The 13,777-nt window shown below is 49.4% G+C and carries 21 protein-coding genes; 19 read left to right on the top strand and 2 right to left on the bottom strand.

Annotation, left to right across the window (positions count from 1 at the left end; genetic code table 11):
• The first annotated feature begins 30 nt into the window (after nucleotides 1-30).
• From ATY27_RS11360 to ATY27_RS11385, 6 genes are all read left to right on the top strand, one after another.
• A complete protein-coding gene (locus ATY27_RS11360; RefSeq protein ID WP_208930759.1) occupies nucleotides 31-408 on the top strand; it encodes a hypothetical protein in 378 nt (125 codons plus the stop codon).
• 56 nt (nucleotides 409-464) lie between these two features.
• Nucleotides 465-917, top strand: a complete 453-nt coding sequence (locus ATY27_RS11365) for an antitoxin Xre/MbcA/ParS toxin-binding domain-containing protein (RefSeq protein WP_208930760.1) — start codon at nucleotides 465-467, stop codon at nucleotides 915-917.
• The gene (locus ATY27_RS11370; protein WP_208930761.1) at nucleotides 917-1,393 is read left to right on the top strand and encodes an RES family NAD+ phosphorylase; all 477 of its coding nucleotides are present in this window, start codon (nucleotides 917-919) and stop codon (nucleotides 1,391-1,393) included. Before ATY27_RS11365 ends, ATY27_RS11370 begins: the two co-directional genes overlap by 1 nt.
• Before the next feature lie 658 nt (nucleotides 1,394-2,051).
• Nucleotides 2,052-2,489, top strand: coding sequence for a hypothetical protein (locus ATY27_RS11375; protein WP_208930762.1), 438 nt, complete (start codon nucleotides 2,052-2,054; stop codon nucleotides 2,487-2,489).
• 62 nt (nucleotides 2,490-2,551) lie between these two features.
• Nucleotides 2,552-2,857: a hypothetical protein gene (locus tag ATY27_RS11380; RefSeq protein WP_208930763.1), complete on the top strand. Its 306-nt coding sequence runs from the start codon at nucleotides 2,552-2,554 to the stop codon at nucleotides 2,855-2,857.
• 96 nt (nucleotides 2,858-2,953) lie between these two features.
• Nucleotides 2,954-3,241, top strand: a complete 288-nt coding sequence (locus ATY27_RS11385) for a hypothetical protein (protein WP_208930764.1) — start codon at nucleotides 2,954-2,956, stop codon at nucleotides 3,239-3,241.
• Nucleotides 3,242-3,288: 47 nt separating this feature from the next.
• Here ATY27_RS11385 and ATY27_RS11390 read toward each other — a convergent pair whose 3' ends face one another.
• Nucleotides 3,289-4,464: an IS4 family transposase gene (locus ATY27_RS11390; protein WP_208930765.1), complete on the bottom strand. Its 1,176-nt coding sequence runs from the start codon at nucleotides 4,462-4,464 to the stop codon at nucleotides 3,289-3,291.
• A gap of 224 nt (nucleotides 4,465-4,688) precedes the next feature.
• Between ATY27_RS11390 and ATY27_RS11395 the strand changes: the two genes are divergently transcribed.
• The 12 genes from ATY27_RS11395 to ATY27_RS11450 all read left to right on the top strand — a co-directional run bounded on the left by ATY27_RS11395 (nucleotide 4,689) and on the right by ATY27_RS11450 (nucleotide 12,907).
• Complete coding sequence (locus ATY27_RS11395; protein WP_208930766.1) at nucleotides 4,689-4,937, top strand: hypothetical protein; 249 nt, start codon at nucleotides 4,689-4,691, stop codon at nucleotides 4,935-4,937.
• Nucleotides 4,930-5,340, top strand: a complete 411-nt coding sequence (locus ATY27_RS11400; protein WP_208930767.1) for a hypothetical protein — start codon at nucleotides 4,930-4,932, stop codon at nucleotides 5,338-5,340. Before ATY27_RS11395 ends, ATY27_RS11400 begins: the two co-directional genes overlap by 8 nt.
• Before the next feature lie 199 nt (nucleotides 5,341-5,539).
• Nucleotides 5,540-5,995: a hypothetical protein gene (locus tag ATY27_RS11405; protein ID WP_208930768.1), complete on the top strand. Its 456-nt coding sequence runs from the start codon at nucleotides 5,540-5,542 to the stop codon at nucleotides 5,993-5,995.
• Nucleotides 5,996-6,065: 70 nt separating this feature from the next.
• Nucleotides 6,066-6,704, top strand: coding sequence for an ASCH domain-containing protein (locus ATY27_RS11410; protein WP_208930769.1), 639 nt, complete (start codon nucleotides 6,066-6,068; stop codon nucleotides 6,702-6,704).
• A 65-nt stretch (nucleotides 6,705-6,769) separates the two neighbouring features.
• Entirely contained in the window at nucleotides 6,770-7,231 is a 462-nt protein-coding gene (locus ATY27_RS11415) for a hypothetical protein (protein ID WP_208930770.1), read from the top strand.
• 278 nt (nucleotides 7,232-7,509) lie between these two features.
• Nucleotides 7,510-8,007: a GNAT family N-acetyltransferase gene (locus ATY27_RS11420; protein ID WP_208930771.1), complete on the top strand. Its 498-nt coding sequence runs from the start codon at nucleotides 7,510-7,512 to the stop codon at nucleotides 8,005-8,007.
• 132 nt (nucleotides 8,008-8,139) lie between these two features.
• Nucleotides 8,140-8,529: a DUF1801 domain-containing protein gene (locus ATY27_RS11425; protein WP_208930772.1), complete on the top strand. Its 390-nt coding sequence runs from the start codon at nucleotides 8,140-8,142 to the stop codon at nucleotides 8,527-8,529.
• A 115-nt stretch (nucleotides 8,530-8,644) separates the two neighbouring features.
• Nucleotides 8,645-8,911 carry a hypothetical protein gene (locus ATY27_RS11430; protein WP_208930773.1) on the top strand — a complete coding sequence of 89 codons (267 nt, stop codon included), beginning with the start codon at nucleotides 8,645-8,647 and terminating at the stop codon, nucleotides 8,909-8,911.
• A gap of 240 nt (nucleotides 8,912-9,151) precedes the next feature.
• Nucleotides 9,152-9,676, top strand: coding sequence for a hypothetical protein (locus tag ATY27_RS11435; RefSeq protein ID WP_208930774.1), 525 nt, complete (start codon nucleotides 9,152-9,154; stop codon nucleotides 9,674-9,676).
• A gap of 119 nt (nucleotides 9,677-9,795) precedes the next feature.
• On the top strand, nucleotides 9,796-10,941 hold the full coding sequence (locus tag ATY27_RS11440; protein WP_208930775.1) for an alpha/beta hydrolase-fold protein: 1,146 nt from the start codon (nucleotides 9,796-9,798) through the stop codon (nucleotides 10,939-10,941).
• Between the two features lie 116 nt (nucleotides 10,942-11,057).
• Entirely contained in the window at nucleotides 11,058-12,227 is a 1,170-nt protein-coding gene (locus ATY27_RS11445) for a serine hydrolase domain-containing protein (protein ID WP_208930776.1), read from the top strand.
• A 140-nt stretch (nucleotides 12,228-12,367) separates the two neighbouring features.
• Complete coding sequence (locus ATY27_RS11450) at nucleotides 12,368-12,907, top strand: GNAT family protein (protein ID WP_208930777.1); 540 nt, start codon at nucleotides 12,368-12,370, stop codon at nucleotides 12,905-12,907.
• Between the two features lie 87 nt (nucleotides 12,908-12,994).
• On the opposite strand, the gene ATY27_RS11455 is transcribed toward ATY27_RS11450, so the two are convergent.
• Nucleotides 12,995-13,327, bottom strand: coding sequence for a nuclear transport factor 2 family protein (locus ATY27_RS11455; protein ID WP_208930778.1), 333 nt, complete (start codon nucleotides 13,325-13,327; stop codon nucleotides 12,995-12,997).
• 93 nt (nucleotides 13,328-13,420) lie between these two features.
• Here ATY27_RS11455 and ATY27_RS11460 point away from each other — a divergent pair, with 93 nt between their 5' ends.
• Nucleotides 13,421-13,762 carry a helix-turn-helix domain-containing protein gene (locus ATY27_RS11460; RefSeq protein ID WP_208930779.1) on the top strand — a complete coding sequence of 114 codons (342 nt, stop codon included), beginning with the start codon at nucleotides 13,421-13,423 and terminating at the stop codon, nucleotides 13,760-13,762.
• Nucleotides 13,763-13,777 lie beyond the last annotated feature (15 nt).

The following is a 13,777-nucleotide window of genomic DNA, read 5'->3' on the forward strand; positions in this document are numbered from 1 at the left end:
AAATAGCGGACAGGCGATTGGGGAAGGGCTGTGGTGATTCACCACGGCCCTTTTTATATCCAGGGATGGATGGTATGGCGAAAATGCAGGAGCAATTTTCGGCGAATATCCAGGGATGGATGGTATGGCGAAAATGCAGGAGCAATTTTCGGCGAATATCCAGGGATGGATGGTATGGCGAAAATGCAGGAGCAATTTTCGGCGAATATCCAGGGATGGTATGCTGAGACCGGGATTTCGAAAGGCCAACAATTTGGCCTGTTGCCGGTTGAACGTCATTTGCTCTGCAACAGACTGGGGAAAATGCAGCTACGTGGTACCCAGAGCTTTTCGGCGATTGTGCACGAAAAGCGGGCAGATGCGCCCAGCAGGCGACAGTGGAATAAATCTGCAGTTCAATCAACTTGATTTGATGGGTAACTCATTTTGATGTAATGTCAGAAGATGCAAACCGGAGGTGACCCATGGCTACGACATATCAAACTATTCCTTGCCAGACAATGTCCGTCAAAACCGTATCCGACGCCTGCGCTGTATCTACCGCAGTTTTTGCAAATAAACGCAGTTATCTGCAGCTGGTACGTGACGGCGTTTCCGGCGATAAAGTCAAAACCCTGCTGCAATGGCTGCCCGAATTAAAACCGGTATTGGTGATTGCGTTGTCGATCAGCGCCGCCAATATCAGCCGCCTGTATAAAGGCACTTTACCCAGTCATCAGGCCGAGCCGGTGCTGGATATGCTGCAATTGATTTGCCGCGCTGAACAGCTGTTTGGCACAGAGATGGCGCGGCAGTGGCTTAACAGCCCGATGCCGGCGTTATCCGGCGACAAACCTATCGCGTTATTTGACAGTTTCGTTGGCCGCAAAATGGTCGCCGATGTGCTGCAAGCTATTGAATTTGGTGACTTCAGCTGATGCAGCTGTACCGCATTTGTCCGGAAGCCTTTCTGGAGAATTACAGCGGCGAAGGCGCCAGTTTCAAAAGTGGCGGCCGCTGGAATCCACCAGGTCAGCGCGTGCTGTATTTCGCCAGTTCGGCGGCAGTGGCGATGCTGGAAGTAGCCAATTATCTGCCGTCACCGCGCTTTGTGCCCAAGAGCTACCGGCTCGGGCAATATCAGTTACCAGATGCGCTGGTCAGCCGCTTTCAGGGAGCTATGCCCACCGACTGGGACAGTTTTCCGTATCCGGTCAGCACGCAACAACTCGGCAGCGACTGGCTGCACAGCCAACAAAACGTGCTGCTGGAATTACCCAGCGTAACAGTGCCGCCAGGCCTTGGCAGCATCCTGCTATTTAACGCCAGCCACCCGGACGCCACACAGCTGCGGCTGCAGCAGGTATTCCACGATATCTATAACCCACGGCTGTTTGCCGGTATGGGCATCTAACCGGGTGTAATGCCTGCAAGTTTCACTGGTACGACTGGCATCACGCCGAGAAAGTATGCCGACCGCCACTTATGATTCAAAAAACGCGGCCAAAGCAGTTCGCTCAGCTATGCAATTCGCACCTGCAAAATGTAAATTAAATGTATATCGCCAGATCAACGGCGCCACGCCCGCTTTCGTTTGTTACAAAGCGGGCAGCAGCGGCAAAGGGTTGAGATCTGTAGGTTTTTTCGGTAGTGTTAACTGATGTTAAAAAATATCAAAGGCACAACGTAGGGTTAAAAGCGTGCGTTTTGCATTTGATTAATATGTTCTGTCTTGCCGGCGATTTTTCTAATAGATCTGAGATTCATAAAGTCCGGATTCTAGGAGCAAAGTAAGCTTGAAGAGTTTGTGTTTTTCTGCAACGCTCGAAGCGTTCGCGACACCGCTGATGCGTGCATGCAGACGGATGGCGCGGACTAGCTTCGAGTGAGGCCACAAACCCCGGGGCCGGCAAGTTGTAGCGTCGAGAATTGTTTTACCGCACAAGTGCTTAGGAACTCATGGATTGATGGTCCGACCCAACTTACACACAGAACAAGTCACTGCAACGGACGCTACACAGCGCGCCGTTGAGTTCAATCGTTATGTATAGGGGGATTAATTGAAGAACCTAATGGAGCTTTATAAAGGATTTTTGTGGGGAGTAGGTTTTGCTCTTGCGACAGGGCTTATATATTCAGTGCTAATATCCACGTTAGGTGCATCTGTAGAATATGGTTACAAAAATCGCTTAAATGAGGTCTCTTCAAAGCAGTTAGGCTTGCTCGCAGATTCTTTAGGTTTAGAAATTGCGAAAACTTCAATTGGAACTGAAAGAGTTATCTTTGCAGTAAAGCACATGAACTTGAATGATTCTGCCTTTGTACATGATACGTACAAAATTTCATTGAGCATTTTTAATAAATCTGGAGATTTCATTTCAAAGTGTGAGTCTGATTTCCCTAATGAAAAATCGACTGATGAATACATTTATACAGTGGTTGAATGTCCAATGATATTTGGGGTGCCGGGTGATTTTGGTCATGCAAAGATTGCTATCAAACGAGTATAAGAACATAACAAGTAAATATTATTCGCCCTTGGCGCTAAATTTGGTAGTTATGAGTTTTGAAAATGCGAACCCCAACGACCATTGAAACACGAATCCTAAATGAGCTATTTATACGTGCAGAACTAGCGTATGACGCAAAATCGTTATTAGTGGAATCAATGGATGATGGCAGGATGGGCAGTTTAATGATTGGAATCAATCATTCTGAGCGTAGTTTTGGTTCAGCTTGCGCAGAGTTTGAACTAATCGATGATGATGGCAAATCAGTGCTATTTTCGTTGTACCTTGATAAAGCAGGCGCGCCTTATGAATTGGATGCATTCAAGAGTGATTTCAGTGAAACAATCCTGCTGCAAAATAACTCATAGCAATCGCCAGCATAGCGCGCCTGCGGCGCTGGACGACTCGCAACAAGTTGCTCGCCGTTTAGGCGATAGTTATGTGTACATGGAAGTGACCCGAATATGGCGCTAGATGCAGTTGGTGATTTACTGGAAGTGGTTGGTCGGTTTTTATTCAGAACCTTAAATGAAGTTTTGATAGAGTTTCTTTGCAAAGGAACAGGTTATTTAATTTGCAAACCGTTCAAATCAAATGTTGACCCAGATGGATTTTCGGTTTTTTCGGTGGGGTTTTTATTCTGGCTCTGTGCTGTAATTCTGGGTTTTCATGTCTATGAATTTATTCAAATTGATAAATGTTTAGATGCTGGCGGCAGCTTCGATTATTCGAACAATAGATGTATAGAATAACCGTTGTAGTAAAGGCCTGACGGATCCCCAGAAATAACCTAACCATATCATCCGCTCACTTTCCTGACATTGGTCCAATCAAAAAGACCCGCCCATTCAAGCAGTTGCCTGACTGCCGCCTGGATTTCCTCACCGCTGATACCGACTCTGGCTAATCGGCACAACCGTTTACCCAGATAATTGAACGACAACACTCTGCGATGTTTCAGCGAATTCGCCTGGAACGACCGATGCTTGCCGGCGAGTTCTGCTGCCAACCCAAGCATGTAATGCAACCAATTTGCCAGCGCAGCCAGCAGCAATAACACTTCTAACCGGCCTTTTTTCTTTGTCCGATGCGCGTTGCTGCCAAGGCCGTACGTCTGGCTTTTCTGATCGCGGAATGCTTCTTCAATTTGCATCCTTGCAGCATAAAGCTTGTTGATTTTCTTTGCATAATTGAAGCAATACGCCAGGTTAGATACCAGCAGCCACGGCTCTTTAAACGGCAGATGCTTGTCGCTTTTTTTCAGTTTCCAGCCTTTACCGGCAAGCACGGCGCGACAGGCATATTGCTGAGATTGACCAAGCGCAATCTCGCCGAGAACCATCGGCTGCTGCCGGGCCTTTTTATACACCTTCGCCACGCTGATAAATTCACTCTGGCCCGGTAATCTGAGCGATACCTGACCGCGCACCCGACCAATAAAATGCCAGCCTAAGGCACTCACTTCCTTAAACCACGGCACTTTGAAGCCTGCATCGGTGACGATGACCGGCCAGCAGCGCTTGGGCAGCATCGCCTTCAATCTCGCTAAAAATGCCTTATGCAGATGCGGACAGTTGTAATCGGATTCGGTCGTGACCATCTGCAACAGCGTCATGGCCCGGCCTTCAACAGCCAGGCTGGCGCGCAGGATAAAATGGCGGCGTTCTTTGTCGGCGTTACTCCAGTCGACCAGGATAAGTGGTTGTTTTCCCTTCACTAATGCGCCGGTCATCGCTGTGTAAAACTCTGGCACTGCCTGTTGCATTGTGGTGTGGCTGAGCAGACGGTCTGCCCGTTTAATGCAATGTCGCTCTGAGGCGTCACTATCAATGCCGCGACCAATCGCAGTGACAGTGCACTGGCCGTTGGTGAGTAAACTCTGCAGCGATGCCGTCAGCGAGTTTAAAAGATGTTTATGGAAATTTTTTGGGGTGACAAGGTCGAGAAAATCGGCGAGCATAGCTTGAGCTTTCATGGCGGTTATTCATGGTTTGTGATTTTTGGCGAAGGATCAGATCAGGGACTGCCATGAATGTTCCCTCCCGCGCCTGAATTATTGTTTTACCTACACAACTTCTGGGGATACTTCAGAGTAAAGGCACATAACAAGCAAATGTTAATCGTCTACGCTGCGCATGGACTGCGACGCAAAACACATGCGCGTTTTCCCGCGCTAAATTTGGTAGTTAGCAGGTAACTATGAACAGAGCTGAGTATCGGCAACTAAATGAAGCGTTCTTAAATGGTGAGCTGATTCTTGGAATTAAGTATCGACATAATTCTCAGGTTAGTATCATCGATGAGGATGGTGAAAGAGTTACAGGCTGGATCGTTGGAGTCGATACGCATGACTCGGAGCCTATTTATACGATTGAAATTTCTGGTGGCGATCCAAACTACGAGGTGAAACAGTCAGAGATAGTCTTACTACATGATCCTCATGTTTAAATTTTCTGCTAACAAGGAGCGTGGCACATTGCGGCCTGAGGCCGCAGCGACGCTCACCAAGGACCGGGTTCGTGCGCTAAACGTTAGCGGAGGAATCATGAGATTATTTCTAATCTTATTGAGCTTTTTTACCTTTCAGGTCATTGCTGACGAGCGCGCAGATTTTGAGAGATTGATAAATTTGACTGATAAAACAGAATTTTTGCAGTTCAAAGAAAACATAGTGTGGATCAAAAAGTCTCCAACGGTAACTTATATAGAAAAAGATGATCGCGATATATTCGGAAACGGTCGTCTGGCTACAGTTAAAGGATATGACTGTGATCATGATGGCAAAATAGATGAGCCGCCAAAGTGCGCAATTCTTTATAAAGAATTGAAAAAGTATTTTGAAACTCACTAATGCTGAAATTATTCGTATTTTTGCCAAACATAACAATGCTACAGCGTGATTGTTATCTTGCTGTTGTCAGTGTTTAAATTACACGGGTGGTGCTGTTTGTTGCAAGTTTGTCTAACAAAACGGGGTAAGCGCGTCCGTTGCCTCTGGGGCGTCAGACCTCAATCGGTTTGTCGCACGTGCGTTTGGCGTTAGAACCAACATGGAGCTGAAACTAAGCACGGATGCAATCATCACAACAGCAGCAATTGCGCTGCTGGCAGCAATTACACTAACGAAAGGTGATGTTCTTTTCATCGGACATTGGTACTACGCATCGGTCTTCTTATTAGTTTTCATCGCATGCGCTGTTATTAAAACAAAGCCTCTGTTTATCTCGGGCGCAGTTCTTGCTGTAGGGTTAACCTTCGGAGTCTACATTCGGGCCAACTGGGGGCCATCAGCAATAAACGACCTGCTGGGTCTAGGTCATATATTTTCATTGCCAGGCGCATTTGTCGGCCTGTTTATAACCGGAGTGATCAGCAGATCCTCAAAGTGTCACAAGCCAATTCTCGTTTTTATTATGGGCTTCCTGGGTTTCGGCACAGGCTTCATCATTAATCAAACAGTGTTGTGCAGCACTGTCATGGCCTGCAGTGCACTTTCAGGCTCCTGATGGCTGACAACTGGTTCAAGTTGTGCACTTCGTCACTGCGGGATCGACTAAAAGCCGTGCATAACCAAAGGTGAAGTTACAAAAACAGAATCTGTGCAATTGTGCTTTATTGGCTCATTCGGCGTGTCAGTTCGTTGGTTGTGGCAGCGCCTGTGTTAATCGCTCATCCAGCTTTAACTGGCAGTACCATGTAATTCAAGCCACTCGCGGCTCCAGGGAAGGAACACTTTATATGCACCGAACAGTCACGCAGCTGTGGGCCGACTACCTTGCTGGTCAGTCTCCACCATCACCAGCTCCTATTGATGCGCCACCAGCCTGGTATTTCTGCGACAACGAGGCTGATGCGAATGAGTGTGCCCGGCTGGTTTTGACTGGTCGCAAGCGTGCGACCTCACCGTCTTTGTGGTTTTTTGACAACAGTGGCGAGAGCCTGCCGGTTGTTGGCGATCTGAACATAGTGACGGACTGGAGCGGGCAGGCCATCTGTATTATTCGCACAACCCATGTGCAGATCCTGCCGTTTAACCAGATCACGGCAAGCCATGCAAAAATTGAAGGTGAGGGCGACGGCTCACTGGATTGGTGGCGCAAGGCGCATTGGGACTATTATCATTGGGAACTCCGGGGGACTGGCTATCAGCCTCAGCCTGATATGCCTGTTGTCTTTCAGCAGTTCGAGTGCATATTTCCGTCAGGCGCGGCCTGACCAAGCATTCAGGTCAACGCCGCTTCGCGGCTTAACTTCAGCGTCAGACAGCAAAGGAAGCCAGCATGCTTACGATAGAGGATCTCAGACAAGTCGCCGAGGAACGCCGCTCGGAGAACATGGCGCTTTCGCTGGCCTACGCAACAACACTGGCGCGATTAATCCCGGCCAATTTTATTCTGGTCATTGGTGCGGCGTTACTGGCGCTGGTGGCTGGCGGCGGGTTCCTGATCGATAACCAAATCTTAAGTCCAACCACAGCCGGAGTGTTGTCGCTGATTAGTGGCGCGCTCACCATAGTGCACTCCAAGCTTGGATGCGAAAGCTATCAGGCTGAGTGCAAAAAGCTGGCAAGCATTCACCGGGGCATTGCGGTCGACTATGGTCACACGCTGATCGTTGAGGACCTGCAAGAACTCAGGCAGCGATTGATGTCGCTGGATGAACAGATGGCAGCAACAATAAAGTCCGCCGGAGCTTTGCCCTTTGAATCGGCGCTTCAGCGGGCAAAAGCTGCCACAAATTGAGGCCGGGCACACTTTGACTATGCTGAAAATGACGCGATGACTACATTCCATACTGCGTACCATGCAAATATGGTTAATTTTATCGGCGATACAATCTGCTGCTATGCGCAGCAAAGGTTGCAACAGGCATAGCAGTAAGGCAGCAGCAAGATCTCTGCAGTGATACCTGGCTGCTGTGATCTTTGTGTCGGCTTTTGGCTGACAAGACGCGGATCTAATAGCGCAGCGACACTGCGCAAGGTTCAGCCGCGTACAGTTATCATTTGACGGTATGACTGATGATTAAGATTATTCCCTTTACAGCTGAACACGCCGCAGGCGTAGTTTCAGTCATCCTGCCCATTCAGCAATCGGAGTTTGGTGTACCGATCACGCTGGACGCCCAGCCTGATCTGCTGGACATCCCCGGTTTTTATCAGCGCAATTGCGGTAACTTTTGGGTCGCTATCCACGGCGAGCATGTAGTTGGGACTATTGGCCTGCTCGATATCGGTAATCAACAGGCTGCACTTCGCAAGATGTTTGTCGCGGCCGCGTACCGGGGTGCTGAACAGGGCGTCGCCAAGCAGCTGCTCGACGAACTGCTGGTATGGTCGGCAAAGCAGGGCATTGCAGACATTTTACTGGGAACCACCGACAAGTTTGTGGCCGCACACCGGTTTTACGAAAAAAATGGCTTTGCTGAGGTTCAAAAATCTAGTCTGCCGCAGACGTTTCCGGTGATGGCGGTCGATTCGAAGTTCTATCGGCTCGCCTTAACCCCGCATGCAGTCTGAGCTGTGGCAGGGCGGCGCAGGGATCCTGTGCGATAACTGTGGCTGCAGTGGGGTTGGTCTTTTTTAAGGTTCACGGCGGATATGGCAGTCGCAATATGGGCTTTAGCTATTAATACCGGAGGAGTCTTTGGCATGCATGAAGACACATTGTGGTACAACAATGCGCAATCTCTGGCGGATCTGCAGATATGCGCACTGCTTGCGCAAGAGATAGACAACGCCTTGCCTGACGCCCAAAACAAGGTCTGGCATGCACATCCGGTATGGTTTCTCGACGGCAATCCAATTGTTGGCTATAGCAAGCTGAAAGGATGTATCCGTTTGCTGTTCTGGAGTGGTCAGTCCTTTGCGTCGCCTGGCCTGACGGCTGAGGGCAAATTTAAAGCTGCAGAAGCACGTTTTGTGGCGGTGGATCAAATCGACGTTGTAGCCTTGCGCGCATGGCTTGCCGAGAGCCGCGATATACAGTGGGACTACAAAAACATCGTGCGCCGCAAAGGCCGGCTGGAACGCCTGAAGTAGCCGCGATCTCTGCAGAATATTGTCACAGCTAATCGCGCCGTCGAGCCGGTTCATATGATTAGCTATATGTAACGAACACAAAGTTTGCTTGATGAAAAATGCCAGGAGAGATGAAATGCGTACAGTGCTTATTTTGCTGGTCGGCCTGTTCCTGCTTGCTGCGATATCTATTTTTAGTAAGCTCTTTGCGGAACAATACCCTGCTGCAACAACATGGGGTATTTCAGCTTTTGTTCTGCTCTGGTTGTGTGCGACCGGGTTTAATATGTGGGTTGGCGTGAGCCGTGCGGGCTATTCAATCGCCGAAGAGTTACCGATCTTTCTGTTGTTGTTTGCTGTGCCCACCATTATTGCCCTTGTTGTTAAGTGGAAGTTTCTATGAGTGATATCCCGACTATTTGTTGATGCAGCGGCTGACCCCGCCATTAGCCAGCGTTGATTTTTTAAGTTTTTAGCGATAGCAGCCAGCACCAGCCAGGTTGCTTGTCGCGCTGTCTGGTAATAAACAGCAGTTGTGTTCTTTCTATCCCTTCTGGTAGTGTATTTTTCACTGTCTGTTTACAAATCCCGCTTTGCGCAACGTGGTTTGTTTATTTGCGCCTGCGAACGGCCTGGATTAAAAATGACTGCAATGACCTTGCTCAAAATTATCCTGAGCATCCCGATTGGGATTGGCCTGATCTATCCGTTGCTGCAACCTGATGCCAGTGGCGGCATCCTGGCGGAGCTGCAGATATTCGGTCCGGTTGGGTCCTTGGTCGCCATTGCAGTGTTTTTGCTGTTGGTGTTTTTCTATGCCCGCGATCTGGTTAAGACACTACAACTGGTTGCGCCGGCGTCAAGAACAGCCAGGCCCAATAGCGTTTGGTGGATGTTTGTGTTGCCGTACAATTTTATCGAAGATTTTTTCATAATCGCCAATGTCGCCAAATCACTGGAGGCCGAGGCGGTCAGCAACCCTGCACTCGGCGGATTTCGCTCCTTTGGCAGGATGTCGGGGCTTGGCTGGTGTAGCGCACAAGTCCTTTCCTTAATTCCCAATCTGCTTGGTTCAATCGCCGGCCTGGTCGCTATTTTTTGCTGGGTCTGGCATTGGCGGTTCATCCGCCAGGTTAATCGCGCGCTGTTGTTATCTCAAACAAGCTAAGCAGGCATTTATGCCTAAAAATGCCCGCTACTTTGATTTTTACAGACAGTTGCGGCGTCCGACGGTTTATCGATATTGATGATTTAACTTAATAAACAACAAGCAAACGAAGGGAAACGATGAAAAATAGAACTGTGAAATTGATGCTGGCAGTGATGTGTTTTGTGCATCTGCATGTGTTTGCCGCGATGCCGTTAGGCCAAACCGAACAATTCACGCTTAAAAGCCAACTATTGCTGCAGCCACGCGAGTTAATCGTCTATTTGCCGGCTGATTATGCGCAGTCAAAACAACAATATCCTGTGCTGTACATCACAGATGGTGATATTCAGGGCGCGCATACTGCCGGCACAGTTGATTATCTGTCAAAGTTTGATCTGATCCCCGCGATGATAGTGGTTGGGATTGTCACGCCGCGCCAGCAACGCGTGGAAGAACTGACCTTAGCGCAAAACAGTGCGGCCCAGTCTGATAAATTGGCCGGTGCTGACCTTATGCTGGCCCATCTGGCACAAGAAATCATCCCAGCTATCAAAAGCCGGTATCGCACTTCAGATTATCAGGCGTTGGCGGGCACGTCGCATGGTGGTCAGTTTGCCGTCAATGCCGCGATAAAACGACCAGGGTTGTTCAATGGTGTCATCGCAATAAGCCCTTCATTGTATTGGAATAACAATCAAATGATTGATTTGGCTGCGGCGGCGTTAAAAACACAGCGCATTTCAGGGCGGGTGTTTCTGTCCATTGCAAACGAAGAGCCTGTGATGACTAACGCTTTTCAACAGCTGGTGGATTTAACCAATCAATATCCGGGTCCGAAACTTCAGGTAAAAACCCAAACTTTTAGCGACGAAAGTCATGACTCGACAACTTTGGTTGGGCAATACCAAGGCTTAAAACACCTGTTTACCAATTGGGCTATCCCCAATGTCCCGCAAAACTTAGCTGATCTGCAGGCGGTGTTTAATGCCAGATCGCAGTTGCTGGGTCAAAAGCTGCAGATCCCGGAGGACAAAGCCAATGGTTATGCCCAGTGGCTGCAGTATTTAAACCGCCAGGATGAGGTATTGGAACTGCTGGTATGGAACAGAAAAAACTATCCGCAGTCGTTTAACACGCATATCAGTGTCATCCAGGCTTATTTGCATTTTAAGTTAACAGATAAAGCAAAAGCCGCTTATAAAGAAACCCTGCAGTCGCTAACAGGTATCACGGCGGCGCAACAAGCTGAGCTGGACGCATTGTTTAATGTAAAAGCCGGTTAATCTGGCCGTGAAGTTTCTGGCTGTGTCAGAATTGGCTGACACAGCCTGTCGTTTGGCATCCGTTGTCTTGCCGACTGGTATCGTCAGTATCCCCATCATCAAGGACATTTTCAGTGATGACCAAAATTTATATGTTGTTACCGCTATTTTGCGCTTTTCTGGTGTCTGCAGCGCCGGCAACGCTGCCACCAGGTGATGCAGCGCCATTGATCACGCGGATTGAAGCCGCGCAAACTGCCGGAAAAACGGAGTTCGATAAACTTGCACTGCCCGCATTGATGCAGCAGTTGCAGGTGCCGGGTCTCAGCATTGCGGTGGTCAAAGATTTCAACATTCATTGGGCCAAGGCTTACGGCGTTGCCGATGCCAACACTGGCCGTTTGCTGGATACCAATAGTCGTTTTCAGGCGGCTTCGATCGCAAAGCCGGTGACGGCAATGGCGGCGATGCGGATGGTCGAGGCGGGGCAGCTTGACCTGGATAAGGACATCAATACCTTTCTCACTTCATGGCAAGTACCGTCTTCGAAGCTAAACCAACAACAGCCGGTGACGGCCCGGTCATTGTTCAGTCACACGTCCGGTGCCGATGACGGGTTCGGTTTTCCCGGTTACGCCCCGCAGGCAGCGCTGCCGACCGTCGTGCAGATCCTCAATGGTCAGGCGCCCTCTAATGTGGGCAAAGTGTTGTTTGCGCGGCCGCCTTATAGCGAATTTAAGTACTCCGGCGGCGGTATCCTGATCATGCAACAGGCGATGATGGATTTGTGTCGCTGCGCTTTTGATAAGCTGATGCAAACCTCAGTGCTGACGCCGCTACAGATGACCCACAGTGCCTTTGAGTCCATGCCGGCAGCACAAACCGCGGCGTTGGCACATGATGAACATGGCAAGCGGATGCAGGCGCCATGGCATGTTTACCCGGAACAAGCCGCCTCGGCACTGTGGACCACACCGACTGATTTGGCCAAATTTATCATTGAAATTCAGACCGCGCTGCGTGCTGAAAAAGGCCAGCTGCTGAGCCGGCAGGCCGCCACAGAGATGACGACACCGGTGCGGGTCGGGCAGTTCGCGGTCGGCTTTAAAATCGAGCAGCTTGGCAAGGAACAGTATTTTTCGCACAGTGGTGCCAATTGGGGCTATCGGGCCTGGATGACGGGTCATCTCAGCAAAGGCTATGGCATGATCATCATGACCAATGGCGACAATGGCATGGCCCTGATGAATCAGGTGGCAGACCGTATTACCAACGCCTACGGCTGGAATGCTGAGTCTTCGAAGTAAAGCGGTTGCTGCGGGCCGGGTCTATAGTCCGGCCGGATAGCGGCAGCTCTGGTTTTTGATGTCGAGTCGCTGAGCAGGCTCCTGACGTCATGTGCGGTAATCGCTTTCAACGCGGATCATCAGCCTAAAGGTTTATTTTGATGTTTTTTATTGAGACTGAACATTTGATTTTACGTGATATGCGCATCGACGATGAGCAAGCATTTGTGGCCTTGAGCCGGGACAGCAAATATCAACGATTTTATGCGGAAGAAGATTGTACGGTGGAGAAATATCAGGCACTCACTCAGTTGTTTATTCAGCAAGCATGTGCCATCCCAAGAACTGCATTTCAATTGGCAGTTGAGTTAAAAGCCACTGGCAATCTGATTGGTACTGTTTGTTTAAGGCTGGAGTCAGATCATCAGGCCGCGATGGGCTGTGGTTTGGCCAGACAATATCAATGCAGGGCTCTGATGCAGGAAGCCGCTGTTGCGTTAGCAAATTTCGCGTTCACGAAATTGAATGTGCATAGAATTTATGCCGAGACTATCAGCGCTAACCGAGCGGCGGTAAAGTTATGCGAGCAACTGGGTATGCGTAAAGAAGCCGTATTCAGAGAAAACCGCTACTTTAAAGGACGCTGGTGGGACACTGTCGTTTTAGCGATATTGTGTACTGAGTGGCACAAACAGGCCTGACAAATCAGCGGCGCACTGGTGAAGTGTTTATCTGGTGTCTGTACTCACCAGTACGCTGTGTTTTATGTCCTGAAAGGTCTAAATTCCTCAGCTTGATGAGATCTGCAGCGATTGAATTTTGTCGTCATGCAGCAAAAACGCATACTGCAATTGGATTGGGCTGCCGGGGAAATTGCCGCTGACGCTGGCAAGCACGAGTTGGTGTTGATCTTTTGTGGTGATACTGAGCGGGGTGGCGCTGAACTGATACTTCTGCCGGGCCTCTGAAAACCATGCTGCAATCGCTGCCAGTCCGCGAAACGCGCCACCTTCATCAAACACCACTGCGTCTTTGGTAAAACAATCTTGTAGCCCCTGCAGGTCGGCGATGTTGCCGGCTGAAAAGTACTGTTTGATCGATTCCGGTAGTTCAATTGTCATGGCTTGTGCGCCTGCTGCTGTGTTGTTGAGCGGGCAGTTTCTGCTTAGACTGAACCGATTTCAAGAACGCACCAAAAGGTAAGTGACAGACCGATGAGAAAGATTTATACGCCATCTACCGCTGCGGCCGATGTGCAGGATGTGATTAAATTATTGGAAGGGCGCTGGAAGCTTCTGCTGTTGTTTCATCTGTTTGACGGCAAAGTGCAGCGTTATTCTGATTTTGAAAAATTGATCCCGCAGATCTCGCAAAAGATGCTGTCGCAGCAACTGAAACAATTGGAAGCCGACGGCATTGTGCACCGCACTGTGTACCCGCAGGTGCCACCAAAGGTTGAGTACCGGCTGACGGAATGGGGGCAGGCGCTCTGTCCCGCGCTCGACGCGCTGTTACACTGGGCAGAGCAAAAAAATAGCGGCGGGCAGGTGGTCTAGCTGCTTTGCGCACTG

Source organism: Rheinheimera sp. F8 (assembly GCF_001518915.1).